This is a genomic window from Mesorhizobium sp. B2-1-3, assembly GCF_006442495.1.
In the GTDB taxonomy this organism is placed as follows: Bacteria; Pseudomonadota; Alphaproteobacteria; order Rhizobiales; family Rhizobiaceae; genus Mesorhizobium.
In genome coordinates, this window is record NZ_VFWL01000004.1 from 122,962 (window position 1) to 147,636 (window position 24,675).

Below are 24,675 nucleotides of genomic sequence, written 5' to 3' on the forward strand. Positions count from 1 at the left end.
ACGGCCTGGCCTGTTTTCGGCTTGCGGAGAAAATTAAAGCTGATTAGCGTGATCAAAGCAAGTGTGATCACAAATCAAAAAATCAGAAAGCGGCAAAGATCGCTTCGGCCAGAGGGCTTGATGAACGACACGGCGAAACGGCATGGGACGGAGACCCAGGCGCCGGTTCTGGCAGCAAAGAACGTCGTGCGGCGTTTCGGCGGCCTTGTCGCCGTCAACGATGTTTCGTTCGAGGTCCGCCCGGGCGAGATCCTCGGCCTGATCGGCCCCAACGGCGCCGGCAAGACGACGATGTTCGACCTGCTCGCCGGCAGCATCCTGCCTACAAGCGGCGAGATACGTCTCAACGGGGCGCTCGTCTCCGGCGAAGCAGCGCACCTGCGCATTGGCCGCGGTCTTGGGCGCACCTTTCAGATTCCCCGGCCCTTGCCCAATCTCACGCTGATCGAAAACGTCATGCTCGCCGCGCAACGTCAGGCAGGGGAGCGGCTGCTCGCCAATTTCCTGATCCCGTGGCGGGTCGCCGCCGAAGAGAAGGCAGCCGCCGAGAAGGCTGCCGAACTGCTTGAACTCGTCTCGCTCACCCGGCTGGCGCACGAACCGGCGCGGGTGCTTTCGGGCGGCCAGCGCAAACTGCTCGAACTTGCCCGTGTGATGATGGCCGACCCGGCGATCATCCTGCTCGACGAGCCCGCGGCCGGCGTCAACGCCACGCTGCTCGAAGTCATCATCGACCGCATCCGCGACATCAACAGAAGCGGCATCACCTTTCTTCTGATCGAGCACAACATCGACATGGTGACGCGGCTTTGCCATCGCGTCCTGGTGATGGCGGGCGGCGAGCTTCTGTGCGAGGGCACGGCCGACGAGGTGGCGCGCGATCCGCGCGTCATCGAGGCCTATCTCGGGGGCGCGGCATGAGCGGGACCGTGCTTGACGTCCGCAACCTCGAAGCCGGTTACGAGCCCGGCGTGCCGATCGTGCGCGGTGCCTCGATCACGGTGAGGAAGGGCGAAATCGTCGTCGTTCTCGGCCCCAACGGTGCCGGCAAGTCGAGCCTGATCAAGGCAATTGCCGGTCTCGTCCCGGTCACCGGCGGCACCGTTCTCCTCGACGGCAAGGATATCACCACCGCACCGGCCCACACCATGGTGCGGCTTGGGCTCGCCTTCGTGCCTCAGACCGAGAACGTGTTTCCACTGATGTCGGTCGACGACAATCTCAGGGTTGCCTGCGGCATCATCGAGCGCCGCGGGGTTCCCGCCCGCATCGACGAGATGTACGCGACCTTCCCCGACCTGGCGCGCCAGCGCCGCATCGCCGCCGGCAATCTGTCGGGCGGGCAACGCCAGATGCTGGCCGTGGCGCGGGCGCTGATCGTCCACCCCAAGGTGCTGGTGCTGGACGAGCCGTCGGCCGGCCTGTCGCCGAAATTCGTCTCGATGGTGTTCGAGATGCTGGCCGGCATCCGCAAGTCCGGCGTCACCATCCTTCTCGTCGAACAGAACGCCAAGGCGGCGCTCGCCATCGGCGACCGCGCCTATGTGCTGGTCGAAGGCAAGGACCGGCACGAGGGCATCGCCGCTGAACTGTGGAGCGATCCGGTGGTCGCCGAGCTCTATCTTGGCCAGCGCTCGGACAGTGCCGGCAAGGCCGCGCCTTCAGGCAAGGGAAGTGCGGCATGAACCTGCAATTCATCGTCGACGGATTGCTGACCGGCTCGATGATAGGCCTCGGCGCCATCGGCGTGACGCTGACCTATTCGATCCTGCGCTTCTCGAACTTCGCCCATGGCGACTTCATGGCCTGGGGCACCTATGCGACGCTGGCCGTCGTAGGCGCCATCGGCGCGACGATCGGCAAGGTGGTGCCGATCGCCCCGCTTTCCTTCGGGTGGCCTCTCATCGTCGCGCTGGTCGTCGGCATGGCATTCACCGCCCTGCTGGCGCTGCTGCTCGACAAAGTGCTGTTCGCGCGGCTGCGCTCCCAGGGCCAGGCCATCATCGTGGTGATGGCAAGCTTCGGCGCCTCGATGGCGCTGCGAAGCCTGCTCGAGTTCACCTTCACCTCACGCCCGACCTATTTCAGCCGCGCCATCCAGATCGCCATGCCGGTCGGCTTCGGCATCCGCATCACGCCGGACCAGATCGCGCTGTTGCTGCTGACGGCGATTCTGGTGTTGGGCGTACACCTGTTGATGACGCGCACGCAGACCGGCCGGTCCATGCAGGCCCTGAGCCAGAATGCAGCACTTGCCCGCGTCGTCGGCATCGATGTCGCCAAGGTGGTGCGCGTCACCTGGATCCTCGGCGCAGCGCTTGCCTGCGTCGCCGGCGTGATGATCGGCATCCTGGTGCAGATCCGCCCATTCATGGGCTTCGACATGCTGCTGCCGATGTTCGCGGCCGCCATTCTGGGCGGTATCGGCAGCATCCCGGGCGCCGTGCTCGGCGGGTTGATCATCGGGCTCACCGAGGCCGCCGCGGTGCAACTGATCGGCGCCGAATGGCGCGCCGCGGTCTCCTTCATCATCTTGATGGCGGTGCTGTTCGTGCGGCCGATCGGCCTTTTTGGTGTGAAGGAACGCTGATGGACCTGCTCGGCTATGGCGCTTTCTTCCTGACCACGGCGCTGATCTTTTCGTTGGTCACGCTGGGGCTCAATCTGCAATGGGGGCTGACTGGGCTCTTCAATGTCGGGCTCGCCGGCTTCGTCGCCATCGGCGCCTATACATCGGCGCTGCTGACGACGCCGGACGATGCCGCGCGTCTGGGCGGTTTTGGGCTACCGATCCTGGCCGGCTGGGTCGGCGCCATGGTCGTCGGCGGCATCGCCGCGGCCCTGACGGGCATCGCCACGTTGCGGCTCAGATCCGACTACCTTGCCATCACCACCTTCGGCGTCGCCGTGGTCGTGCAACTGGTCGCGCTTAATGCGCAGAAACTGACCGGCGGTCCGTTCGGCATCGGCTTCATCCCGCGCCCTTTCGGCAGCCTCGCCGAGACGCCGCTGCTGTTCAACCTGTCGAACCTTGCCGTCGTCTCGGCGGTCACGCTGGTCGCCTATCTGGCGCTGGAGCACCTGTCTCGCAGCCCGTGGGGCCGGGTGCTGAAGGCGCTGCGGGAGGACGAGCGGGCGGCGATCTCGCTCGGCAAGAGCGCGCGCTTCTACCGTGTCCAGGCCTTCGCGGTCGGCGGCGCCATCATGGCCCTAGCGGGCGCCTTGCAGGCGCATTTCACCGGCTTCATTGCGCCGGACAATTACCTGCCGATCCTGACCTTCCAGGTCTGGGTGATGCTGATCGTCGGCGGCTCGGGCAGCAATGCCGGTGCCGTCATCGGCAGCATCCTGGTCTGGGGGATATGGGCCGGGTCGGGCACGCTCACCAGCGCGCTGTTCCCGCCGGAGCAACAGGCCCGCGCCGCATCCCTGCAGATCGTGGCAATCGGCGTCATGCTGTGCATTATCCTCCTGGTCCGCCCCAACGGACTGTTCGGGGAACGGCCGCGGCGGGCACGGCTCGGCAAGCGGGCGAAGGTGGCCGCCGGCGAGAGCGGCTCGTGACCGCAATGGCCCGGCAGGAAGCGCTTTCGCTTTGGCACGCGGTCAGCCGTGAGACCCGCCTCCGCCCGGCGCTGGAAGGCGAGCTCGATGTCGACCTTGCCATCGTCGGCGGCGGCTTCACCGGCCTTTCGACGGCCTTGCATGCCGCGGCCAGAGGTCTTTCGGTCGCCGTTCTCGAGGCCGAAACCATCGCCTGGGGCGCTACCGGCAGGAATGCCGGCTTCATCGTGCCGAACTTCGCCAAAATGGATCCGGATGCGATAAAGGCCCATCTTGGACCCGAGCGCGGCGAGAGGCTGATCGAATTCGCGGCCGGCAGCGCCGATCTGGTCTTCGGCCTGATCAGGCGGCACGGCATCGAGTGCGACGCGGTGCAGAGCGGTTGGATCCAGCCGGCACATTCCCCTGTTGCGCTCGAAAAGGTCAAATCACGCGCAGGGCAATGGGCGCAGCGCGGCCGGCCGGCTGTCGTGTTGGACCGGCAAGAAACGGAGGCGCTAACCGGCGCGCGCGGCTATGCCGGCGGCTGGATGGACCGTTCCGGCGGCGTGCTCAATCCGGTCGCCTATGCGCGCGGCCTGGCCGACGTGGCGGAAAAAGCCGGCGCGCGTCTGTTCGAGCACACGCGCGTCGTCGCGATCGACCCTATCGCGGACGGCTGGTCGCTGAAGACGCAAACGGGTTCGGTGCGCACCGGAAAGGTGCTGATCGCCACCAACGCCTATGGCGGACGGCTCAATCCGGAGCTTCGGAAAAGTTATTTCCCGCTGAAAATCTTCCAAATCGCGACGGCGCCGCTGCCGCGCGAGGTGCGCAGCCGCCTGTTGCCCTACGGGCAAGGCGTCGGCGACACGAGACGCAATCTCTTCACCTACCGCTTCGATGCCGAAAACCGGCTGATCAGCGGCGGCATGCATGTCTTCGGCGCGGGTGCGGAACGACGCCTGCCGCAGACGATCCGGCGGCGGCTGGCCCGGCATCTCGAGCTCCCGGACCTGCCGCCGCTCGCCTATGGCTGGTCGGGCATGGCTGCGGTCGAACCCGATTTCCTGCCCCACCTCATCGATCTCGGACCGGGGCTGATCGCGGGTCGCGCCTGCAACGGCCGCGGCATCGCCATGACCACGGCCCTGGGCAAGGTGCTTGCGGATTGGGCTGGTGGAACCGACGCCCGCGATCTGCCGCTGCCCTTCGGGCCACCGTCGCCGATGCCGTTCCACAGCCTGCTGCGCTTCGCGCCGAACGCGCTGCTGCCGTGGAGCATGCTTCGCGACCGGCTGGACAAGACCGGATAGGCCGATCGCCGGGGCGCGACGGGATCGCGTCGTCATTCGGCCGCGCGAAGGTTCCCCGCCAGCACCGCTGCCGCCGTGGCGATGTCCTGTTCTATGGAGGTCCTGACGTCGGCGCCGTTGCGCTGCGCCAATGCCGCCACGATCTTGCGATGCGCCTCGTTCGACTGGGGTTTGTAGCGCTCAGCCTGCATCAGGAGCTTGAGATAGGGCCCAACCCGCCCCCAGAGATCACGGATCATGTTGAGGAGGATCGGCGCGCCGGCATGCCGGTAGATGGCGAAGTGGAAGGCCTCGTTGAGCGCGAGATAGGCCCCGGCGTCGCCCGCCTCGATCGCGCGCTGCATGCCCGCCAGCGTGGCCTGTATGTCGACCAGCCCGTCTTCGGTGATGCGCGAGGCGGCCATCTCGCCCGCCAGCCCCTCCACCGCGACGCGGATGCGCGTCAGTTCCTCGAAGGCGGGGGCAGACAGCAAGGGCACGATGATCGAGCGGTTGTTCTGCAATTCCAGAAGCCGCTCGGCGACGAGCCGTTGCAGCGCCTCGCGGATCGGCGTCGTCGAAATGCCGAACGTCTCGGCAAGCTTGCGGATGACCAATGTCTGGCCCGGGCTGAAGCCGCCCGAAATCAGCTCCTGCTTGAGCGCGCCATAGGCGCGGTCGTTCAGGGTCTGATGTTCGAGCTTCAGCATGTCGATCGCCGCCCCCTTTCCTATCCCCTCACCAGCGCGACAGGGTGCGATCGAGCGTTTCGGCAAGTTGCTCGGCATTGTCCCTGGCGAACGGCAGCGGCGGCCTGATCTTCAGCACGTTGCCGCGCGGACCGCACGACGAGATCAGCACGCCGTCCTCGCGCATGGCTTCGACGACCGCCGACGTCCTGGTGGAGGCCAGCGCCTCGTCCCCCTCCGCAGTCAACTCGACGCCGAAATAAAGACCGTTATGCCTGACATCGGCGACCATGGCGTGGCGACCCTGCAAGGCGCGCAGCAGCTCGCCCGTATAGGCCCCAACCGTGCGCGCATTCTCGACCAGCCCCTCGCCTTCGATCACGTCGAGCACCGCGATGCCGACGGCGGCGGCGACAGGATTGCCGCCGAATGTGTTGAAGTAGCCGGTGTTGGAACCGAAGGAGGCAACAAGCTGCGGCCGCACGATGACCGCGGCCATCGGATGCCCGTCGCCGATCGGCTTGCCCATGGTGACGATGTCGGGCTCGAGGCCGTAATTGGCGAAACCCCACATGCCCTGGCCAAGCCTGCCGAAGCCGGACTGGACTTCGTCGGCAATGACGATGCCGCCCGCCTTCCTGACGTGATCGGCCGCCTCGCGCATCACCGATGCATCGGGGAAGAAAATTCCGTCGCTGGAAAATGCCGAGTCGAGCAGCAGCGCCGCCGGGCGCACGTTCTGTGCGCGCATGTCCTCGATGGCGGCGGCGACATTCCTGGCGAAATCGCGCGCGGCCCGGCCCCGGTCGCGAAACGTATCCGGCGCTGCCACGGTCCTGTGCTGCGCGGGCACGCCTTTTGCCCCGACCGCTGCCGGCGACAGCTGCGCCGTGGCGATGGTGGCGCCATGATAAGCGAAATCGGTGATGATCACGCCGGTATTGCCGCTCGAATGCTGAGCGATGCGGATGGCGAGATCGTTGGCCTCGCTGCCGGTGCAGGTGAACATGGCATGGCCGAGATGAGGCGGAAGCGTGCCGAGAAGTCTTTCCGCGTAGTCGAGGATGATTTCGCTGAGATAACGCGTGTGGGTGTTGAGCGTGGCCGCCTGCCCCGACAGCGCCTCGACGACGCGCGGGTGGCAGTGCCCGACCGAAGCGACGTTGTTGTAGGCATCGAGATACTTGCGACCCTGGGCATCGTAGAGCCAGACGCCGCTGCCACGCACGAGATGGATCGGGTTGCGGTAGAAGGCGCGATAGGTCGGGCCGAGCAGCCTGGCACGGCGCTCGAGCAGCGCGGATGCTGATGCACCGGCATCGGCGGAGGCATTTGCGGGCGAGGATTGGGACACGAGCGTCTACTCCGGATTGGAATGATCGAGGAAATAACGGCGGGCATCGCTGTGTGACAGTCCGTCCAGCCGCTCGAGCGAGGCCCAGACCTCGGTGATGAGGCGCAGCACATAGTCGCGCTTGGCCGGGAAGCGCTCCGCCTGCCAGGTGGCAATGTTGGCGATGAGAGCCAAGCGGGCACGGATCAGGTCGAACAGGATGCCGATCTCCTCGGCCTCGAGCGGCTGCACCGACTGGTAGCCAGCAACGAAGCGTGCGGCGGGCGCCAGCGGGTGACCGTCGGCTGGCCAGCGATAGACGGCGCCGACGGCGAGATCGCAGATCAGCGGCGAATGGATCATGTCGCCGAAATCGAGGATGCCGCTGACGATCTCGGGCCGCGATGCGTCCATCACCACATTGTACGAGTTCATGTCGTTGTGGACGATCTGGGCGCGCAGGCTGGGGATGACGGGTGCGGCGTGCTCCTCGAAGGCATCGATGACGCGCTCGACCATGGCCCGGCGCCCGGCATCGGCGATATGTGCCAGCATGGGCCGCGTCTTGGCGACCTTGCGGATATCCCACAAAAGGTCGCTGCCGGCGGCCGGGTGGAAAAAGCCGCGCAGTGCCCTGCCGAGCCGAGCGAGGAAGATGCCGAGATTACGATCTTGCGCAGGCGATACAGGCGAGCGCGAAAGCAACTGGCCGGGCAGATAGGTGACCAGCCGGATGATGCGCGGCTGCGAACCGCCGATGCTGACGGCGAACTGCGCATCTCCATCGAGGCTTTTGCGCACCGAGGGAACCGGCAAGGCGGGATCGACCGCAAGGATGTGGTCCAGCGCCTTGTTCTGGAAATCGGTGAAGCCGGCCTCTTCCGCCGGATGCGAGATTTTCAGGACAAACTCGCCCTCGCCATCGGTGCGGATGTGAAAATTGTGGTCGCGCTCCCCGGGCAAGGGCTGAGCGGTGCCGGCAAGGCCGTAGTGCTGGCGCAGGATGGCAAGCGCATCGGCGATCGAGACATCGGGCGCGTCCTCGGCCAGCGTCTCGCCGAATGCATCGGTCACGGCGCCGGTCATGGCCTTGCCTCGGGGTCGACAGGCTCCAGCCCACACCAGTCGGCGATGAACAGTGCGATTGTCTGGGTGACCTTGCGTACGGAATCAAGGTCCACCGCTTCGTCATAGCCATGCGGCATGCGGCAGATCGGACCGTAGACGATGGCCGGCGTGTCGGCGTAGAGGCCGAAGAAGCGCGCATCCGTGGTGGCAGAGGTGACGTGTTCCTGCAGCGGCTCGCCCCAGACGGCGGCATGGCTACGACGCAGCACGGTTTCCATCTCGTCGGCGCCCTCCAGCACATAGCCCTCGGCCATGAAGCCGTTGTAGACCATCCTGGGCGGGCGGTTGGCCATGAACGGATCGGCGCGGGCCGCGTCGGCGATGCAGGCCTCGAGCTCGGCCCTGGCATCCTCCAGCTTCTGGCCGGGATAGGTGGCGACACGCATCTCGAACACGCAGCGCGCGGGAACGCTCGATGTCCACTCGCCGCCTTCGATCTTGCCCAGATTGAAACGGATCGGATGCGGGTGATCGCAGAAATGCCTGTCGTCGACCTTGCGCGCGTTCCAGACGATTTCGAGCTGCTTCAACGCCTGGATGATGAGGAAAGCCTTTTCGATGGCATTGGCGCCGGCCGAGAAAGCGCCCGACGCATGCCGGGGATCGCCGTTGACCTCGACCCTAAACCAGATCGGGCCGACCTGCGCCCGCATCAGCTTCGGCTCCAGGGGTTCAGGAATGAAGGCTGCGTCGGCGCGGTAGCCGCGCTGCAGGCAAGCGAGCGCGCCGTTGCCGGTGCACTCTTCCTCGACCACCGATTGCAGGAAGACCTTCGCGGCCGGCTGATAGCCGAGGCGGCGCAGTGCGGCCAGCGCGTAGAGGCAGGCCGAGAGCCCGGCTTTCATGTCGCCGGCGCCGCGGCCATGCATCCAGCCATCCTCGATGACCGGGTCATAGGGATCGCGCAGCCAGCGATCGAGCGGCCCCGTCGGCACGACGTCGATATGGCCGTTGAGGATCAGCGAGCGGCCGGTCGCGTTTCGCGGCGTGTGGGTGGCGACGACGTTGAAGGCGTCCTCATAGGAGACGGCCACGGGCGAAAAGCCCGGCAGGTCGCGAATCGCATCGACATCGACACGCCACATGTCCACCGTATAGCCATCTGCTTCATACGCGGCTGCCATGAAGGATTGCGCCGCGTGTTCTTCGCCGCGTTGCGAGGGAAAACGCACGAGGTTCGCAAGGAATTCCACCTGCCGCGCGAAGCCCTCGTCGACCGCGTCCAAAATGGCCTCGTCGGCAATTCGCTCAAGCATATTTCGCTTTCCCTTCGATGGTGTATCATATCTCATATGCCATTACCGTGAAATGTAAGGGACAGGTGGGCCAAAAATCTTGACCACCCCGAGAACCCCTTGGCAGGCGAGCGCAGAGTTGGCATCAGCTTCTCGCATGCCCATGGGAAGGTCGAGGACAGATGTTGGTCACCGAAGGCAGACTGCCTGATGAAATCACCAATCTGACGATCGGCTATCGGCGCGTGCCGGCCGGCAAGATCGTCAATGCGGTGACATGGATGGAAGCGCGCGCGCCGGTGCCGGGTCTCGCGCGGCCGTTGACCATGACAAGGATCGCGAAACCCGACAGTGCTTCCTACCGTGCAATCTTCCTGGAGATCGGCGCTCCCTGGCTCTGGGATCGCGCCGCCGAAATGTCGGATGCCGAGATCGCCGCGCATTTCGCCGATCCGCGCCAGCATCTCTATTACGGCCATGATGAAAGCGGCGCCCATGTCGGCATGGTCGAGTTCTCGGTGGCCGAGGACAACGAGATCGAGATCACCTATTTCGGCCTGTTCCCCTCCTTGACCGGCCGTGGCTTCGGCAAGCGGCTGATGGCCGGCGCGCTCGACCAGGCATGGCGTCTCCGGCCCAGCCGCATTTGGCTTCATACCAGCAGCTTCGACCATCACAGTGTCATCGGTTTCTACAGGGCCTGCGGATTTGAGCCCTTTGCGACCGGCTTCGAAATCGCCGACGACCCCAGGACCAAGGGAACGTTGCCGCGTGATGCGGCGCCGCAGATTCCCTTGATCGAGACGGACTGGTCCCCCGACGCCAGATGAAAACGCCTTCACAACCAGCCAGGCATCTCGGCATCGACAGCCTTGGCGCCGGCCGCCGTCAGGTCGCCTGCACCGCTGGCAGCCGCTCACGCAATTCGTCGACGAGCACCCTGATGTTTTCGGAATAGTCGATGGGCACGACGACGAGATGCACGCCGCCGCCGGCAAAAGCCTGTTCCAGCGCCGGCCGGAATTCGGCGATCGCGCCGACCCTGGTTCCCTTGGCGCCATAAGCCTCGGCGTACTTGACGAAATCGGGATTGCCGAAGGTCATGCCGAAATCCGGAAACTCGTCGACCGCCTGCTTCCAGCGGATCATGCCATAGGCGTGGTCCTCGAGCAGCAGGACGACAAGATTGAGCTTGAGCCGGACGGCGGTCTCCAGTTCCTGGCTGTTCATCATGAAGCCGCCGTCGCCGCAGATGGCCATGACGCGGCGCTGCGGATAGAGCAGTGCCGCCATCATCGCCGACGGCAGCCCCGCGCCCATGGTGGCCAGCGCATTGTCGAGCAGCAGCGTATTCGCCATGCGCGTGCGGTAATTGCGCGCGAACCAGATCTTGTACATGCCGTTGTCGAGGGCAAGGATCCCGTCGGCGGGCATCACGGCGCGCACGTCATGCACGATGCGTTGCGGCGTGAAGCGGTCTTCCGTGGCGCGCGCGGCGATGCGGCTCAGAATGCCTTCGCGCAACGGCAACAGGGCCTGCGCGTTGGGGATCTTGCCCTCGATGCGATCCGCCAGCAGCGCCAGCGAAGGGCCGAGGTCGCCGACGATCTCGGTCTGTGGGAAATAGACCTGCTCGACATCGGCGGTTTGATAGCCGACATGAATGACCTTCGGCCCGTTGACGCCCATGATGAAGGGCGGCTTCTCGACCGTGTCGTGACCGATGGTGATGATCAGGTCGGCCTGTTCGATGGCCTCGTGCACGTAGTCGCGTTCCGAAAGGGCCGCCGTTCCCATGTAGAGTTCGGTGCCGCCGGGCACGGTGCCCTTGCCCATCTGCGTGGTGAAATAGGGAATTTGGGTGCGCAGCACGAACTGGGCGACATCGGGCGTGACGCGCGGCCGCGACGCCGCGGCGCCGAACATCAGCAGCGGACGTTTGGCCTCGATGATCATGCGGGCGGCGCGGTCGAGCGCGCCCGCACCGGCCAGCGGCAGTTCGACCGGATGCGTCGGCACCAGCGGAACCGGATCGCACTCCGCCGCCGCAATGTCTTCCGGCAGTTCCAGATGCACGGGACCCGGCCGCTCTTCCTGCGCGACGCGGAAGGCTTCGCGCACCAGCGAGGGGATCATTTTGGGCGAGACGATCTGGCGCGACAGCTTGGTCAGCGGTTTCATCGCCGCGACGATGTCGACGATCTGGAACCGCGCCTGCCTGGACGACAGGATTCCCTTCTGGCCGGTGATCATGATCATCGGCATGGCGCCGAGCAGCGCATAGGCCGAGCCGGTCGTCAGATTGAGCGCGCCGGGGCCGAGCGTGGTGATGCACACACCTGGCTTGCCGGTGAGCCGGCCATAGGTCGCGGCCATGAAGGCGGCCGCCTGCTCGTGACGGGTCAGGATGAGCTGGATCGAGGAGCGGCGGATGGATTCGACGATGTCGAGATTCTCCTCGCCCGGAATGCCGAATATCCGGTCGACCCCTTCGTTCTCGAGGGCCGCCACGAACAGATCCGAACCTTTGGTCATCAACCGTCTCTCCCGCAATGCGCGTGCATGCCGCCAGCTTTGCCCCATATCACATTGGAAAGCGATGCCTCAAAGAGCCGGAGGCGCCTCTCCACGGAATGTCCGCGCGATCCAAAACGAGAGTGGCCGCGAGCGCTGGCGATCAAGCCATCCGTTTCGGCAAGGCGGCCGCCAGCGCATCGACGGCCAGCCGAACTTTCAGCGGCAAGTGAGGCGTCTGCAGCCAAAGGGCGTGGCAGTCATAAAGATATCGCGGCTGGTCCGGCAAGAGCTCGACCAGCGCGCCTGCCTGAATGCGCTCGCGAACCAGCCACCATGGCAACCAGGCGAGCCCCATGCCCTCGGCCGAAGCATCGGCGATGGCATCGAGATCGTCGAGCCGCAGCCGGCTGCCGGGCATGATCTCCTGTGCTGGTTGTCCTTCGCGCGGGAACAGCCAAGGCTGAACGGCTTGGCCGAGCCGGCGATATACGATGGCATGATGATTGGCGAGATCTTCGATCCGCCGTGGCTCGCCCTGAATTTTCAGATAGGACGGCGCCGCACAGACAATCATGTCCTGGCTCGCGACGCGGCGCGCGATCACGCCTGCCCTGTCCTCCAGATCACCGGTTCGGATGGCAAGATCGTAGCCGTCCTCGGCAAGATCGGCGAAGCGGTCGCTGAGCGACAGATCGAGTTCCAGCATCGGATATTGCCGCGCCAGTTTCAGCAGCACGGGTGTTACGCAGTGGCGGCCGAAATGCGCCGGCATGGTGACGCGCAGCTTGCCCCGCGGCTCCGAGATTTGGCCGGCGGCAAGTTGATCGGCAGCTTCGGCCTCGGCCAGCACCAGCCGACAGCGGTCGTAGTAGGCGCGTCCGAACTCGGTGAGGTTCTGCCGGCGCGTGGTGCGGTTGAGCAGGCGCATGCCGAGACGCTCCTCCAGAAACCGGACGTGTTTGCCGACCATCGGTCCGGACAGATCGAGTGCGGCCGCGGCCGCCGCGAACGAGCCGAGGTCGACCGCCCTGACGAACACGGCCATGCTCTCAAGGCGATCCATATTCGAAACTCCTGGTTTCTACTGTTCTGCTCCGAAGGCCATTTATCCGACTTCATCTTACCGGCATAGCTCCTTTCGGTTCAGACAATTAGGAGTAGACCGAATGGCGCGCGTCGTTCGCTTTCATCGGCATGGTGGCCCCGAGGTCCTGCGGATCGAAAATGTGGATCTTCCCCTACCCGGCCCGGGCGAGGTTCAGATCCGCGTCAAGGCGCTCGGCCTCAATCGCGCCGAGGCGCTGCTGCGCGCGGGCACCTATATCGAGACGCCCACCCTGCCCTCCGGGCTTGGCCTGGAGGCCGCAGGCCTCATCGAAGCGGTCGGCGAAGCCGTGACGGGTCTGGCTCCGGGTGATGCCGTCAGCGTCATCCCGCCGCAATCGATGATCCGCTGGCCGGCTTACGGAGAGCTTGTTACCTATCCTGCCGGGCTCGTCGTCAAAAATCCGATATCACTCGACTGGCGGACCGCGGCCGCGATGTGGATGCCGTACCTCACCGCCTATGGCGCGCTGATAGACATCGCCAGGCTGCGCAACGAGGACTTCGTCGTCATCACGGCAGCCTCGAGCAGCGTCGGGCTTGCCGCGATCCAGATCGCCAACAGCGTCGGCGCGACGGCGATCGCGGTGACACGGACCTCGACGAAGAAGCAGGCCCTGCTCGACGCCGGCGCGGCTGAAGTCGTGGTCCTGGCCGAGGAGGATCTGGAGGCGCGGCTACGCCGGATCGCCGGGCCGCGAGGCGTGCGCATCGTGTTGGACGCGATCGGCGGCCCGATTTTCGAGCCGCTCGCGGCGGCGATGTCCCGTGGTGGCATTCTCATCGAATATGGCGGGTTGAGCTCCGAGCCGACGCCGTTTCCCTTGCCCGCCGTGCTTGGCAAGACATTGACGCTGCGCGGCTACCTCGTCCACGAGATCACCGGCGACCCAGCGAAGCTGGAAGCCGCCAAGGCGTTCATCCTCGAAGGGCTGGAGGCCGGCACGCTGAAGCCGATCATCGACAGGACCTTTCCATTCGAGCACATCGTCGAGGCGCATCGCTATCTCGAATCGAACGAGCAGTTCGGCAAGATCGTGGTGACGGTCTGAGCAGGGACGCCGGGGTCGTTGGCGCAGGCGCGGTACCCAACGCTCGAAGCGCAATGACGTCAGCGATGGGGAACAAATTCGATCCTCGCGGACAATGTCGCTCTTGAAGGCGCGGTTCTCCATTCCTAACTCTCGCATGCGGGCCGGGCCCCTCTGACTGTCGCATCTCGCGACCGTGATGTCGGACCGCTTTAACGGGCCCGTTTCCATCCTTTCGGTCAAGCGGGCTCATCTCTTTTGGTTTGGAGCCCCATATGACATCGTCTTCCCTTCTTGGATTGGTTTGCCCCTCCTGCCGCGTCGCGCTCGTGATGAGCGAACGCCAGGGTATCGAGATCGATTATTGCCCGCAGTGCCGTGGCGTGTGGCTTGACCGAGGCGAACTCGACAAGATCATCGAGCGATCGGCCAAGGAGGCCTCGCCCGCGCCACAGCCGGCAGCGTTCTCCCAGCCCCAGCATGGCCGGGACCGCGATGACGACTATGCGCGCTCGCAGGGCCACCGCTATCCGAAACGGAAGAAATCGTTCTTCGAAGAGCTGTTCGATTGACCGCACGCCGGTAGCCGGCCCGACGTCTGTCGAGAATTTCCGAAACCCATCGATAAAGGTCCGTCCAGATGATTTCCCGCACAAGCCGATTTGCCGCCCTGTTTGCCGGACTGTTCCTGGCATTCTCCATGGTCGCGGTAGACCATGCCGAGGCCCGTCGCGGCGGCAGTTTCGGCAGCCGCGGCATGCGCACGTTCCAATCAGCGCCGCCGACCAGGACCGCTCCGGCGCCGACCGCTCCGGTCGAGCGTTCGATGACGCCCAATACGGGCGTGAACACCGCGGCCCGGCAGCCGCAGGCCGGCCCGCAGAGGCCCGGCTTCATGAGCGGCTTCGGTGGAACAATGATGCGCGGCCTGCTGATCGGCGGCCTGATCGGGCTGCTCCTGGGCCAGGGCTTCGGTGGGCTGGCGGGCATGTTCGGTTTCCTGCTGCAGGCCGTGCTGATCGGTGGCGCCATCATGCTGGCAATCAGGTTCTTCCGGTCGCAATCCGCGCGTGGCCCCGCCCCTGCGCTCGCCGGCGCCGGCAATGCCTCGCGATTTGAAAACCGCGCAGCCGGACAGAGCGATGCCAACAATGCGCGTTCTTTCGCCATTCCCGGCTTTGGCGGCGGTTCAGGCGGAGGCTCCGCGGCGGCCACCGGTTCCGATGAAATCCGGCTCGCCCAGACCGACCTCGACGCATTCCAGCAGCTGTTGAGCGATGTCCAGGAAGCGTTCGGGCGTGAGGATCATGCCGCGTTGCGCAAGACGACGACTCCCGAAATGGTGTCCTATCTCTCTGAAGAGCTGGCCGACAACGCGAAGAAGGGCCTCAGGAACGAGGTATCCGACGTCACCCTCCTGCAGGCCGACATCGCGGAAAGCTGGCGCGAGGATGACCGCGACTATGCCACGGCGGCCCTGCGTTATGAATCGCGCGACGTGATGCGCGAACGGGCCAGCGGCAAGGTCGTCGAGGGCGACGAGGATCATCCCACGGAGACGACGGAGCTGTGGACCTTCACGCGTCAGAATGGCTCGAGTTGGAAGCTCTCGGCAATCCAACAGGCCTGAGCTCCAGCGTGCGAACTCGCGTTGACAAAGGCGACCTGACGACGGCCGGTCCGGCTGTGTCAGCAGCCTTCCATGGCCGGCAGCTCTCAAGATAGGAATTTTTTCTTGACTGGGTGAAGGCAACTATGGTAGATATTTATCTATGGTGCTGAGTTGCGCCAGGAACCCGCCGCGCAGGCGGGTTTTTTTCGTTCAATGCTCCGTCAAGCTCCGGCGAAGGCACCCGTCAACCCGGATCGCCCGGCCTGAGCTCCGGCCCGTTTCCGTCCGAAGCTCGATGCCGATGTCGCGCACGGTTCACCGCACGATCTTGACGCACATCGGCGTGCCGATCTCGATGGCACGGCCGGTGTCGGTCAGCCCGCCGCTCTCGGCGTCGCGCGCGAAGATCGAGATGCGGTCGGCATTCTGGTTGGCCGAGAACAGGTGGCCGCCGGACGGCGTCAGCGCCAGGTTGCGCGGCGTGGCGCCCCCGCAAGGGACATAGCCGACGAGGCTCAGCGCGCCACTTTGCTGGTCGACGGCCATGATGACCACGCTGTCATGGCCTCGGTTGGAGCCGTAGAGGAAGCGGCCGTCGGGCGAGATCTGGATATCGGCGCAGTGATTGGCCTGGCGCGCCTCGGCCGGCACGGCCGGCCTGGCGTCGATGGTCGAGAGCTTGCCGCTTGCCTTGTCCAGCGCCATCGACACGATGGTCGAATCCAGCTCGTTCATGACGAAGACAAAACGGCCGTTCGGATGCAAGGCGAGATGGCGTGGACCGGCGCCCGGCGGCAAAGCGGATTCGGCCAGTTTGGTCAGATTGCCATCGTGCTCGATCCGGTAGGACACCAGCCGGTCGATGCCGAGATCGGCGACAATGGCCGTTCCGCCGGCGATGGTTTCGGTGACGCTATGGGCATGCGAGCGCTCCTGCCGGGCTGGATTCGGGCCAGTGCCCTTGTGCGAAACGCTAGCCAGAGGAGCCGACAAGGCGCCATCGCCGTCGAAGCCATAGACCGCGACTGCGCGATCCGGACCGCCCTCGCCCATGCCGTAATTGGCGACCAGCAGCTTCGTGCCATCGCGGGTGATGGTGTTATGCGCGGTGATGCTGCCGAGTGACGGCTGCTTGTTCAGGTAAGTGAGCGTGCCCGAGGCGCGGTCGAAGCCGTAGGCCGAAACCGTTCCTTCGCGCCAGGGGAAGACTTCCGAATTGGCGTAGAGGCGCGAACCGTCCGGCGTCACCGAAAGGAAGGTCGGATTGTCGATGTCACTGGTCTCGGCCAGCTTTCGTGTTTCCAGCGTCTCCTCGTCGAAGCTGTAGACGCCGAGGCCGACGCCGCGTGCGCCCTGAAAATAGGGCGCCTCCCGGTTCAGGCTGCCGACAAAGACCAGACAGGCATCGCGCATGTTTTCCTCCCTGTTTCGCCGGCGCTCGAGCGCAGCGGAAACAGCCAAAATTTCGCCCGTCCTCGCTTGCAACGCAACCCCATATGTGAAAATAGTATTTACAAAAGAAGACTGACGGGAGGAGACGTCGTGCAATCTGGCGCCTTGACGCGTGTTCCGAAACTTGTGCCGTGCCTTGCGCAGTGCCAGCGGAGCCAGCGATGAACGACTTCGCACCGACCGTCGGCGTCGCCTCGACGCATCCGGCCAACATGCCCGCGGAACATGCCGCCTTGCCGGTTTGGAACGCCGAGAACTGGTTCTACGAGGACTGGCCGGTCGGCCAGAAGATCCGCTCGTTGCGCCGCACCATGGCCGAAGGGGACAGCCACCTGTTCAACACGCTGGTGCTCGACATCCATCCTTACGTGCAGGACCAGATGTTTGCCGAGACAGAGGGCATTTTCGGCAAGCGGCTGGTGGCGGGCGCCTTCGTCTTCTCGGCTGGCTTGGGGCTCGTCGCAACCAACTGCGTCAACGCGTTTTCCTATGGTTACGACAAGCTCCGCTTCATAAAGCCCGTCTTCATCGGCGATACGATCTATTCGATCCGGTCCAACCTCGACAAGACGCCGCGCTACAAGGACATGGGGCTGATCCGCGCCAGCTACGAGGTGTTCAAGGGCGAAGGCGAACTCGTCCTCTATTGCGAGCATCTGCAGACTGTGAAGTACCGCAACCCTGCCGATTTCCTCGGCAAGACGGAGAAGTAGAAATGCCGGCAGCAGCCGAATTGCCGCTTGCCGGTCTCGTCGTCGTCGACATGAGCCAGTTCCTGTCCGGGCCCTACTGCTCGCTCAGGCTGCTGGATCTCGGCGCCCGCGTCATCAAGATCGAGCGTCCGGACGGCGGCGACCTGTCGCGCCGGCTCTATCTCAGCGACACCGAGATCGGCGGTGATTCCACCATCTTCCATGCCATCAACCGGGCCAAGGAAAGCCTCGCCATCGACCTGAAGGACGAGGCGGATCTCAAGGCGCTGCGCGGCCTGCTGGCCAAGGCCGACGTGCTGATCCAGAATTTCAGGCCGGGTGTCATCGAACGGCTCGGCCTCGACTACGAGGCGGTCCGCAAGATCAACCCGCGCCTGGTCTATGCCTCGATCAGCGGCTATGGCGAGGAAGGCCCATGGGTCAAGCGGCCCGGCCAGGACCTCCTGGCGCAGGCGCGCTCCGGGGTGATGTGGCTGAACGGCGACGAGGACCAGGGGCCGGTGCCGTTCGGGCTTGCTATCGGCGACATGCTGGCGGGCGCGGCATGCGCGCAAGGCATACTGGCCGCCCTTGTGCGGCGCGGCATCACCGGCCAGGGCAGCCATATCGAAACCAGCCTGCTGGAAGCGCTGGTCGACTTCCAGTTCGAGGTACTGACCACGCATCTCAATGACGGCCGGCGTTTGCCGCGCCGCTCCAGCTTCCGCAGCGCGCATGCCTATCTGTCGGCACCTTACGGCGTCTATCCCGCCAAGGATGGTTACCTCGCCATCGCCATGACACCGATCCCGAAACTCGCCGACCTGCTGTCGCTGGAGGAACTGGCGCCCTACCGCGACAAGCCGGCATCCTGGTTCACCGCGCGCGACGACATCAAGGCGATCGTCGCGCAGCGGATCGCGACCAGGACGGTCGACGAGTGGCTTGATGTTCTCGAACCCGCCGACATCTGGTGCGCCAAGGTGCTGACCTGGCCGGAAATGCTGGCAAGCGGGGGCTTCCAGTCGCTCGACATGCTGCAGACGGTGACGCGCGAGGACGATGTCTCGATCCTTACCACCAGTTCGCCGCTTAGGGTCGACGGCATCAGGGCCAAGGTCGATCGGGCAGCACCGCGTATCGGCGAGCATAGCGCCGCGATCCGCGAGGAGTTCGGCCTGTGACCAGGCGCTTCCTCAAGCCCACGCTCAGGGGCATGACCTGGAACCATCCGCGCGGCTATGATCCGATGGTCGCCTGCTCGTCGCTGTGGAAGCAGAAAACCGGCATTGCCGTCGAATGGGACAAGCGTTCGCTGCAGGATTTCGAGTCCTTCCCGGTCGAGGAACTGGCGCGCGCCTATGATCTGATCGTCATCGACCATCCGCATGTCGGCCAGATCACCGCCGAACGCTGCCTGGAGCCGCTCGATGTCGCCGGCCGCGAGGCGGAACGCGCGGCACTTTCCTCCGGCAGCGTCGGCCAGTCCTATCCGAGTTACACATGGCAAGGACGGCAGTGGGCGTTTCCCATCGATGCCGCGACGCAGGTGCAGGCATGGCGGCCCGATGGGCTTGGCGCACCGCCATCGCGATGGAGCGAAGTGCTCGATCTTGCCCGGCAGGCACGCGTGCTGCTGCCGTTGCGGCCACCGCATTCGATGATGGTGTTCTTCACGCTCGCAGGCAATCTCGGGCATGCTTGCGCGACCGACCCATCCAACGATCTCATCGACGGCGAGGCCGGCAGCGAAGTCTTCGAGACAATGCGCGAGATTGCCGCGCTGGTCGACCCGGCCTGCTTCGAGATGGATCCGATCGCCGTTTCGGAGCGGATGGCGCAGGCCGGATCCCCGATCGTCTGCGCACCGCTGATCTACGGCTATGTTTCCTACGCGATGGCCGGGTTTCGCCCACATCGCCTGGCATTTGGCGACATCCCTGTTGTCGGATCCAGCGGCCCGATTGGCACGGCGCTTGGCGGCACAGGCATAGCGGTGTCGGCCTTCTCGAAGGCGAAAGAGGCGGCAACCGATTTCGCCTACTGGCTCGCCAGCGGCGAGGTCCAGCGTGGCCCCTATGCCGCGGCCGGCGGACAGCCCGGCCATGCCGCGGCCTGGGAGGATCAGGCCGTCAATGCGGCGACCGGCAATTTCTATCGCGATACGCGCGCGACCCTGGAGGGCGCATGGGTGCGGCCTCGCCATGATGGTTACATGGCGTTCCAGCAGGCCGCGTCCGACCGCGTCAATTCCGGCATGACCTCAGGGCATCGTTCCAGCCAGGTTATTGCCGATCTCAATCGCCTGTTTCGGCAGAGCGCCCCGGCGCAGGCGACCGGCACTGCCGGTGGAGGAGCCTGAAAAAATTGAACGGAGGAGACAAATGAAAAGCCTGATCCGCGGCCTTGTGGCCGCAACCGCCTTCGCCTCACTCGCAACGACAGCTTTTGCCGAAGACGTACAAGGCGTCATCAGCGGGCTGCTCGATGAACTCAAGGCGCAATATGACGGCGCGCCGCAGACGGTGCTGCCATCGGCCTGGGACAATTTCAACCCGCCGTCCAAGCCATGGAAATGGTGCCATTCGGAATCCTACCAGGGCAACCCCTGGCGGGTCACCGTCACCAAGGAGCTGAAGCGCCTGGTCGACGGGCTGATCGCCGACGGCACCGTCTCCAGCTTCGAAGTGTCGGATTCCAACAACGACGCCAGCCAGCAGATCAACCAGATCCGCGCCTTCATCGACAAGAAGTGCTCGATCATCACCTCGATCCCGGGCTCGGCAACAGCGCTCGATGACGCCATCGATGCGGCCGCCAAGGCAGGCATCCCGTTCATCACCGCCGCCGGTTCGGTGACCAGCCCGAACGCGATCAATGTCGATTCCAACTATGCGCGCTGGGGCTACGACATGATGACGGCGATCGGCAAGGCCAAGCCTGATGGCGCCAGCATCCTGCTGGTCGAGGGCATCGCCGGCCACCCGATCGTGGTTCAGGAGCGCCAGGGCGCCGACAAGGCGCTGGCGGAAAACCCCAAGCTGAAGATCTCGCGCACGGTCAACGGCAATTGGACGGCCAATGTCACCAAGACGGTGGTGCTGCAGGCGATCGCCACCAACCCGGCGCCGATCGATGCGGTGTGGACGACAGGCAGCGAAAGCCGCGTCGTCGCGGAGGCGTTCGCCGAAGCCGGCCGGCCGGCGCCGCTGATCACCGGTTCGATCACCGGCGATGCCCTGGGCTACTGGAAGGCCAATCCCGACAAGTACCGCTTCGAGGGCCATGCCGTGCTGCCGCACTGGACCGCCGAAACGCTGTTTCGCGTCGGCGAACGCATGCTCGACGGCCAGAAGCCGAAGCTGAACACGCTGCTCATTCCGATTCCGCCGGTCCACAATGCCGATCTCGGCGCCTGGTACAAGGACTGCATGACGACGGATGCCGTATCGATCTTCCCGGTGCCGCCCAAGGATCCGATGCCGGAAGAATGGCTCGACGCCTATTTCTCCAACCCGGCGCCGACCAAGGGATGGGACTATTCGAAGGTGCCAGACGCCTGCGCGAAGTGACGCCTGGGCCAGATAAGACCTCGACAAGCCGGCTCCTTTCGGAGGGCCGGCTTGCCAGCTTCGAAACGCGACATGCTTGAAATCAGAAACATATCCAAACGCTATGGCGAGACGGTCGCGCTTGCGGACGCCTCGATCGCGTTCCGGGCAGGAACCATCCACACCATCCTGGGCGAGAATGGTTCGGGCAAGAGCACCATGGTCAAGCTGCTGTCCGGCATCGTTCAGCCCGACAGCGGCACGGTCCTGCTGCAAGGCAGGCCGTTTTCGGGCGGAACCCCCTCGGCTTTCCAGGCGCAAGGCTTCGCCACGGTCTTCCAGGAAGTGCTGATCGCGCCGGACCGCAGCGTGACCGACAATATCCTGCTTGGCCTCGACGGCCTGGTCCGGCGCGCGGTTCCCCGCAACGAGCGGCGCGACAGGGCAGCCGCCGCCCTCAAACGTTTCGCCGTCACCAACGTTCCGCTCGACATGCCCGCCGGGCAGTTGCCGCTCGCAGCACAGCAACTCGTCGTTCTTGCTCGTGCGGTCGTGCGCGATCCAAAGATCCTGATCCTCGACGAAGTGACCGCAGCACTCGACTTCGCCGACCGCGAGTCCGTTTTTTCGCTGATGCGCACGCTTGCCGGCGAAGGCTGCCTGATCCTGTTCATCACCCACCGCATGGATGAGGTGACGTCGCTTTCGGATCGCATCTCGATCCTGCGCGGCGGCAGCGTGGTGCGCACCGAGGAGCGCGGCGCTTCGACGCCGGCGGAGCTTCTCAAGGCGATGGCGCCACGCACCGCCGCGGAGCTGGCGCATGGCTGATCGCGCCGCCCTCACTATCCGCGACCTCGTCATCGCGCCGGGCGCAAGCCCGATCATGCAGGCGATCGCCGCCGGCGAGATCGTTGGGCTCGCCGGCCTGGATGGCCATGGCCAGGAGCTTTTCCTCGAGATGCTCGCCGGCCTTGTCGCGCCGCTTGGCGGTTCGGTCATCCTTGATCTGCCCGGCGCATCCCGCGCCATCACCGGCTTCCGCAAGGCCGTATCGAGCGGCATCGCCTATCTTCCGCGCGGGCGTGCCAAAGGCATTTTCCCGACGCAGTCGGTGCTCGACAATTTCGCCGTCTCGACGCTGTCTCGCGATACCCGCCTCGGCCTGATCAGCCCGGCGGCGCGCAAGGCGCGCTACGAGGCCTATCGCGAACGGCTGTCGATATCAGCGCCTCGGCCCGACGCGCCGATCACCACCCTGTCCGGCGGCAACCAGCAGAAGGTGCTGTTGGCGCGGGCCCTGGCGCTGGACCCCGCAATGTTGCTTCTCAACGACCCGACGCGCGGCGTCGACGTGGCGACCCGGCATGTTCTCTACGACGTCTTTCGCGGGCTGGCTTCCGACGGCATGGGGCTCGTCATCCTGTCCAGCGAGATCGAGGAGATCCTTCTTCTCTGCCATCGCGTGCTGGTGTTCCGCGAAAATGAAGTCGCGGCGGAAATCGCCGGCCAGGCGATGACCACCGGGAACGTGATCGCAGCCATGTTCGGACGCGCAGCATGAGACCCTTTGCACGCATCCTGTCCCTCGGGCGAAGCGTCGGCTTCGCCGTCGTGCTGCTGATCGTCCTGCTGGCGATCAATCTGATGCTGAGCCCGGCACGGTTCCAGCCGGGCTCCTGGGGTGCGCTGGTTGGTCTGGCGGCGCCGCTGATCGGTGCGGCCATCGCCTCGACGCCGGTGATCCTCGCCGGGCGCGGCGGCATCGATATTTCGGTCGGGCCGCTGATGGGCTTCGTCAACGCCATCGTGATCCAGGTGCTTTTCCTGCGCGCCGGAATATCCTCGCCGCTGGCGCTTGTTCCGGCGGCGCTGCTCATCGGTGCGCTGGTCGGGGCGGCGAACGGTTTCCTGGCGACCATCGTGCGCATCCAGCCGATCGTGGCCACGCTCGGCACCTATCTGATCCTGACGGGGGTGACGCTGACCATCCTGCCGGCGCCGATCGGCCCGGCGCCGGCCTGGCTGAAATCCCTGGCAGGCCCGTTCTCGCTTCTGCCGCTGGCCTCGATGTTCCTTTTCTGGTGGCTGGTGCGGCGCAGCCCCTATTACGACCAGCTGATGGCGGTCGGCAGCGACGATCGCGCCGCCTACACCGCCGGCGTCGACGTCACGCTCGTGCGCTTCATCGCCTACATCATGACCGGCATCCTGGGCGGCTGCGCCGGGCTGATGCTGACTGCGCTGATCGGTTCGGCCGATCCCAATATCGGCCCGACCTACACGCTGATCGCCATTGCGGCTGTCGCTCTTGGCGGCGTCAGTCTTGCCGGCGGCCGGGGTGGCGTCGCCGGTGCGGCGATCGGCGCCGTCGACATCTTCCTGCTGCAGAGCGTGCTGACGACGTTCAACGTCTCGACCTTCGTGCTGCAGATCGCCTACGGCGCCATACTGGTGCTGGCGGTGATGCTGACCGCGCTGCAGGAACGCTTTGCCATCGGGAGGCGCTGACGTGGCTGGCCGAAATCTATTCGCGACAACCAATGCCCGTGTCGTCGGCGCCTTCTGCGTCGCTGCCCTTCTGCATCTTGCCGGCACCATCCTCATTCCGGGCTACTCCAGCCCGTTTGCGGTGCGCGCCATGCTGGTGCTTGCCTCGCTGCTCGCCGTCGCCTCGATCGGGCAGACGCTGGTCGTCATCATGGGCGGCATCGACCTGTCGATCCCCTTCGTCATCGGCTTTGCCAATGTCGTGGCCGCGCAACTCTACGGCGATGGCTGGAATTTTGTCCTCGTCTGCGGCCTCGTCGGCGTGCTGGCGATCCTTATCGGTGGCCTGAACGGGCTGATCGCGCGCAGCCTCGACATCCAGCCGCTTATCGTCACGCTCGGCATCGGCATGGTCGTGCAAGGGCTGGTGCTTTTGTGGACCGCGGGCTTTCCTTCAGGCTCCGCACCGCAGGCGGTTTCGAGCTTCGTGTCTATCGGCGGATCGGCCGGACCGCTGCCGGTTCCATGGCTGGTGCCCTGTCTCGTCGTGCTGGCGGCGCTCGTCGTCCTGGTGCTGGAGCGGACGCCCTATGGACGCCGGCTTTACGCACTCGGCAGCAATCCGGGTGCCGCGCCTCTGGCGCTGATCGATCCCGTCCGTATGTGGATGATCACCTATGCGGCAAGCGCCTTCTTCGCCGCGGTGGCGGGCGTTCTGCTGCTCGGCTTCACCGGCTCAGCCTATGGCGACGTCGGGCAGCCCTACCTGTTCCAGACCATCGCGGCCGTGGTCGTCGGCGGCGCCGCGCTGGTCGGCGGCCGCGGCAGCTACCTCGGCACGATCGCCGGCGTGCTGGTGCTGACCGAGATCAACACACTGCTGATCGGGCTCGGTTTCCAGCCCTCGGCGGTGCAGGCAGCACTCGGCTTCATCATCGTGCTGTTGGTGTCGCTCTACGGCCGCGAACGGCACGTTTCGGCGACGATCTGAAGAGCCCCAAGC

24 protein-coding genes are annotated in these 24,675 nt (G+C 65.2%); 17 read left to right on the forward strand and 7 right to left on the reverse strand.

The genetic code is table 11. From position 1 onward, the window contains the following. The first annotated feature begins 120 nt into the window (after positions 1-120). Genes FJ973_RS09765 through FJ973_RS09785 form a run of 5 tightly spaced genes read left to right on the forward strand, consistent with a single transcriptional unit; the run spans position 121 to position 4,859 of the window. On the forward strand, positions 121-921 hold the full coding sequence (locus tag FJ973_RS09765; protein WP_140520932.1) for an ABC transporter ATP-binding protein: 801 nt from the start codon (positions 121-123) through the stop codon (positions 919-921). Then, positions 918-1,685, forward strand: a complete 768-nt coding sequence (locus tag FJ973_RS09770; protein ID WP_140555562.1) for an ABC transporter ATP-binding protein — start codon at positions 918-920, stop codon at positions 1,683-1,685. Before FJ973_RS09765 ends, FJ973_RS09770 begins: the two co-directional genes overlap by 4 nt. Continuing rightward, on the forward strand, positions 1,682-2,590 hold the full coding sequence (locus FJ973_RS09775; protein ID WP_140514550.1) for a branched-chain amino acid ABC transporter permease: 909 nt from the start codon (positions 1,682-1,684) through the stop codon (positions 2,588-2,590). The genes FJ973_RS09770 and FJ973_RS09775 overlap by 4 nt, the downstream gene beginning before the upstream one ends. Continuing rightward, complete coding sequence (locus FJ973_RS09780; RefSeq protein WP_181167207.1) at positions 2,587-3,564, forward strand: branched-chain amino acid ABC transporter permease; 978 nt, start codon at positions 2,587-2,589, stop codon at positions 3,562-3,564. The genes FJ973_RS09775 and FJ973_RS09780 overlap by 4 nt, the downstream gene beginning before the upstream one ends. After that, complete coding sequence (locus FJ973_RS09785; protein ID WP_140555564.1) at positions 3,561-4,859, forward strand: FAD-dependent oxidoreductase; 1,299 nt, start codon at positions 3,561-3,563, stop codon at positions 4,857-4,859. Before FJ973_RS09780 ends, FJ973_RS09785 begins: the two co-directional genes overlap by 4 nt. 32 nt (positions 4,860-4,891) lie before the next feature. Here the strand turns inward: FJ973_RS09785 and FJ973_RS09790 are convergent, their stop codons facing one another. Genes FJ973_RS09790 through FJ973_RS09805 form a run of 4 tightly spaced genes read right to left on the reverse strand, consistent with a single transcriptional unit; the run spans position 4,892 to position 9,244 of the window. Continuing rightward, a complete protein-coding gene (locus FJ973_RS09790; protein ID WP_140555566.1) occupies positions 4,892-5,548 on the reverse strand; it encodes a GntR family transcriptional regulator in 657 nt (218 codons plus the stop codon). A 28-nt stretch (positions 5,549-5,576) separates the two neighbouring features. Further along, positions 5,577-6,881: an aspartate aminotransferase family protein gene (locus FJ973_RS09795; RefSeq protein WP_140555568.1), complete on the reverse strand. Its 1,305-nt coding sequence runs from the start codon at positions 6,879-6,881 to the stop codon at positions 5,577-5,579. A 6-nt stretch (positions 6,882-6,887) separates the two neighbouring features. Beyond that, positions 6,888-7,946 (reverse strand): phosphotransferase, encoded by a 1,059-nt coding sequence (locus FJ973_RS09800; RefSeq protein WP_140555570.1) that lies wholly within the window; start codon positions 7,944-7,946, stop codon positions 6,888-6,890. Beyond that, the gene (locus tag FJ973_RS09805; protein WP_140555572.1) at positions 7,943-9,244 is read right to left on the reverse strand and encodes an ArgE/DapE family deacylase; all 1,302 of its coding nucleotides are present in this window, start codon (positions 9,242-9,244) and stop codon (positions 7,943-7,945) included. The genes FJ973_RS09800 and FJ973_RS09805 overlap by 4 nt, the downstream gene beginning before the upstream one ends. Before the next feature lie 161 nt (positions 9,245-9,405). On the opposite strand from FJ973_RS09805, the gene FJ973_RS09810 reads away from it, so the two are divergent. Next, positions 9,406-10,053, forward strand: coding sequence for a GNAT family N-acetyltransferase (locus FJ973_RS09810; protein ID WP_181170888.1), 648 nt, complete (start codon positions 9,406-9,408; stop codon positions 10,051-10,053). Positions 10,054-10,111: 58 nt separating this feature from the next. Here FJ973_RS09810 and FJ973_RS09815 read toward each other — a convergent pair whose 3' ends face one another. Next, a complete protein-coding gene (locus FJ973_RS09815; RefSeq protein ID WP_140555573.1) occupies positions 10,112-11,758 on the reverse strand; it encodes an acetolactate synthase large subunit in 1,647 nt (548 codons plus the stop codon). Between the two features lie 142 nt (positions 11,759-11,900). Continuing rightward, on the reverse strand, positions 11,901-12,803 hold the full coding sequence (locus FJ973_RS09820) for a LysR family transcriptional regulator (RefSeq protein ID WP_140514537.1): 903 nt from the start codon (positions 12,801-12,803) through the stop codon (positions 11,901-11,903). A gap of 103 nt (positions 12,804-12,906) precedes the next feature. Between FJ973_RS09820 and FJ973_RS09825 the strand changes: the two genes are divergently transcribed. From FJ973_RS09825 to FJ973_RS09835, 3 genes are all read left to right on the forward strand, one after another. After that, a complete protein-coding gene (locus FJ973_RS09825; protein ID WP_140555575.1) occupies positions 12,907-13,896 on the forward strand; it encodes a zinc-dependent alcohol dehydrogenase family protein in 990 nt (329 codons plus the stop codon). Positions 13,897-14,150: 254 nt separating this feature from the next. Then, positions 14,151-14,447: a zf-TFIIB domain-containing protein gene (locus FJ973_RS09830; protein ID WP_140497640.1), complete on the forward strand. Its 297-nt coding sequence runs from the start codon at positions 14,151-14,153 to the stop codon at positions 14,445-14,447. Between the two features lie 68 nt (positions 14,448-14,515). Then, positions 14,516-15,505: a Tim44 domain-containing protein gene (locus FJ973_RS09835; protein WP_140497638.1), complete on the forward strand. Its 990-nt coding sequence runs from the start codon at positions 14,516-14,518 to the stop codon at positions 15,503-15,505. Between the two features lie 297 nt (positions 15,506-15,802). Here FJ973_RS09835 and FJ973_RS09840 read toward each other — a convergent pair whose 3' ends face one another. After that, positions 15,803-16,900 (reverse strand): lactonase family protein, encoded by a 1,098-nt coding sequence (locus tag FJ973_RS09840; protein ID WP_140555577.1) that lies wholly within the window; start codon positions 16,898-16,900, stop codon positions 15,803-15,805. Between the two features lie 200 nt (positions 16,901-17,100). Here FJ973_RS09840 and FJ973_RS09845 point away from each other — a divergent pair, with 200 nt between their 5' ends. The 8 genes from FJ973_RS09845 (at position 17,101) to FJ973_RS09880 (ending at position 24,663) form a co-directional block, all read left to right on the forward strand. Further along, complete coding sequence (locus FJ973_RS09845) at positions 17,101-17,652, forward strand: MaoC family dehydratase (protein ID WP_140520944.1); 552 nt, start codon at positions 17,101-17,103, stop codon at positions 17,650-17,652. 2 nt (positions 17,653-17,654) lie between these two features. Beyond that, entirely contained in the window at positions 17,655-18,815 is a 1,161-nt protein-coding gene (locus FJ973_RS09850; RefSeq protein WP_140555579.1) for a CaiB/BaiF CoA-transferase family protein, read from the forward strand. A 32-nt stretch (positions 18,816-18,847) separates the two neighbouring features. After that, positions 18,848-19,993, forward strand: coding sequence for an extracellular solute-binding protein (locus FJ973_RS09855; protein ID WP_140555712.1), 1,146 nt, complete (start codon positions 18,848-18,850; stop codon positions 19,991-19,993). Between the two features lie 22 nt (positions 19,994-20,015). Continuing rightward, a complete protein-coding gene (locus FJ973_RS09860) occupies positions 20,016-21,203 on the forward strand; it encodes an ABC transporter substrate-binding protein (RefSeq protein WP_140555581.1) in 1,188 nt (395 codons plus the stop codon). Between the two features lie 72 nt (positions 21,204-21,275). After that, positions 21,276-22,013: an ATP-binding cassette domain-containing protein gene (locus tag FJ973_RS09865; RefSeq protein WP_140497628.1), complete on the forward strand. Its 738-nt coding sequence runs from the start codon at positions 21,276-21,278 to the stop codon at positions 22,011-22,013. After that, entirely contained in the window at positions 22,006-22,746 is a 741-nt protein-coding gene (locus tag FJ973_RS09870; protein WP_140555583.1) for an ATP-binding cassette domain-containing protein, read from the forward strand. Before FJ973_RS09865 ends, FJ973_RS09870 begins: the two co-directional genes overlap by 8 nt. Then, positions 22,743-23,693, forward strand: coding sequence for an ABC transporter permease (locus tag FJ973_RS09875; protein WP_140555585.1), 951 nt, complete (start codon positions 22,743-22,745; stop codon positions 23,691-23,693). The genes FJ973_RS09870 and FJ973_RS09875 overlap by 4 nt, the downstream gene beginning before the upstream one ends. A gap of 1 nt (position 23,694) precedes the next feature. Beyond that, entirely contained in the window at positions 23,695-24,663 is a 969-nt protein-coding gene (locus tag FJ973_RS09880; RefSeq protein ID WP_140555586.1) for an ABC transporter permease, read from the forward strand. Positions 24,664-24,675 lie beyond the last annotated feature (12 nt).

What these genes read in the sequence shown, in the direction of transcription:
- FJ973_RS09765 (WP_140520932.1), top strand. Translation starts at nt 121, where the DNA reads ATGAACGACACGGCGAAACGGCATGGGACGGAGACCCAGGCGCCGGTT.
- FJ973_RS09770 (WP_140555562.1), top strand. Translation starts at nt 918, where the DNA reads ATGAGCGGGACCGTGCTTGACGTCCGCAACCTCGAAGCCGGTTACGAG.
- FJ973_RS09775 (WP_140514550.1), top strand. Translation starts at nt 1,682, where the DNA reads ATGAACCTGCAATTCATCGTCGACGGATTGCTGACCGGCTCGATGATA.
- FJ973_RS09790 (WP_140555566.1), bottom strand. Translation starts at nt 5,548, where the DNA reads ATGCTGAAGCTCGAACATCAGACCCTGAACGACCGCGCCTATGGCGCG.
- FJ973_RS09800 (WP_140555570.1), bottom strand. Translation starts at nt 7,946, where the DNA reads ATGACCGGCGCCGTGACCGATGCATTCGGCGAGACGCTGGCCGAGGAC.
- FJ973_RS09805 (WP_140555572.1), bottom strand. Translation starts at nt 9,244, where the DNA reads ATGCTTGAGCGAATTGCCGACGAGGCCATTTTGGACGCGGTCGACGAG.
- FJ973_RS09810 (WP_181170888.1), top strand. Translation starts at nt 9,406, where the DNA reads ATGTTGGTCACCGAAGGCAGACTGCCTGATGAAATCACCAATCTGACG.
- FJ973_RS09815 (WP_140555573.1), bottom strand. Translation starts at nt 11,758, where the DNA reads ATGACCAAAGGTTCGGATCTGTTCGTGGCGGCCCTCGAGAACGAAGGG.
- FJ973_RS09820 (WP_140514537.1), bottom strand. Translation starts at nt 12,803, where the DNA reads ATGGATCGCCTTGAGAGCATGGCCGTGTTCGTCAGGGCGGTCGACCTC.
- FJ973_RS09825 (WP_140555575.1), top strand. Translation starts at nt 12,907, where the DNA reads ATGGCGCGCGTCGTTCGCTTTCATCGGCATGGTGGCCCCGAGGTCCTG.
- FJ973_RS09830 (WP_140497640.1), top strand. Translation starts at nt 14,151, where the DNA reads ATGACATCGTCTTCCCTTCTTGGATTGGTTTGCCCCTCCTGCCGCGTC.
- FJ973_RS09835 (WP_140497638.1), top strand. Translation starts at nt 14,516, where the DNA reads ATGATTTCCCGCACAAGCCGATTTGCCGCCCTGTTTGCCGGACTGTTC.
- FJ973_RS09840 (WP_140555577.1), bottom strand. Translation starts at nt 16,900, where the DNA reads ATGCGCGATGCCTGTCTGGTCTTTGTCGGCAGCCTGAACCGGGAGGCG.
- FJ973_RS09845 (WP_140520944.1), top strand. Translation starts at nt 17,101, where the DNA reads ATGAACGACTTCGCACCGACCGTCGGCGTCGCCTCGACGCATCCGGCC.
- FJ973_RS09850 (WP_140555579.1), top strand. Translation starts at nt 17,655, where the DNA reads ATGCCGGCAGCAGCCGAATTGCCGCTTGCCGGTCTCGTCGTCGTCGAC.
- FJ973_RS09855 (WP_140555712.1), top strand. Translation starts at nt 18,848, where the DNA reads ATGACCTGGAACCATCCGCGCGGCTATGATCCGATGGTCGCCTGCTCG.
- FJ973_RS09860 (WP_140555581.1), top strand. Translation starts at nt 20,016, where the DNA reads ATGAAAAGCCTGATCCGCGGCCTTGTGGCCGCAACCGCCTTCGCCTCA.
- FJ973_RS09865 (WP_140497628.1), top strand. Translation starts at nt 21,276, where the DNA reads ATGCTTGAAATCAGAAACATATCCAAACGCTATGGCGAGACGGTCGCG.
- FJ973_RS09870 (WP_140555583.1), top strand. Translation starts at nt 22,006, where the DNA reads ATGGCTGATCGCGCCGCCCTCACTATCCGCGACCTCGTCATCGCGCCG.
- FJ973_RS09875 (WP_140555585.1), top strand. Translation starts at nt 22,743, where the DNA reads ATGAGACCCTTTGCACGCATCCTGTCCCTCGGGCGAAGCGTCGGCTTC.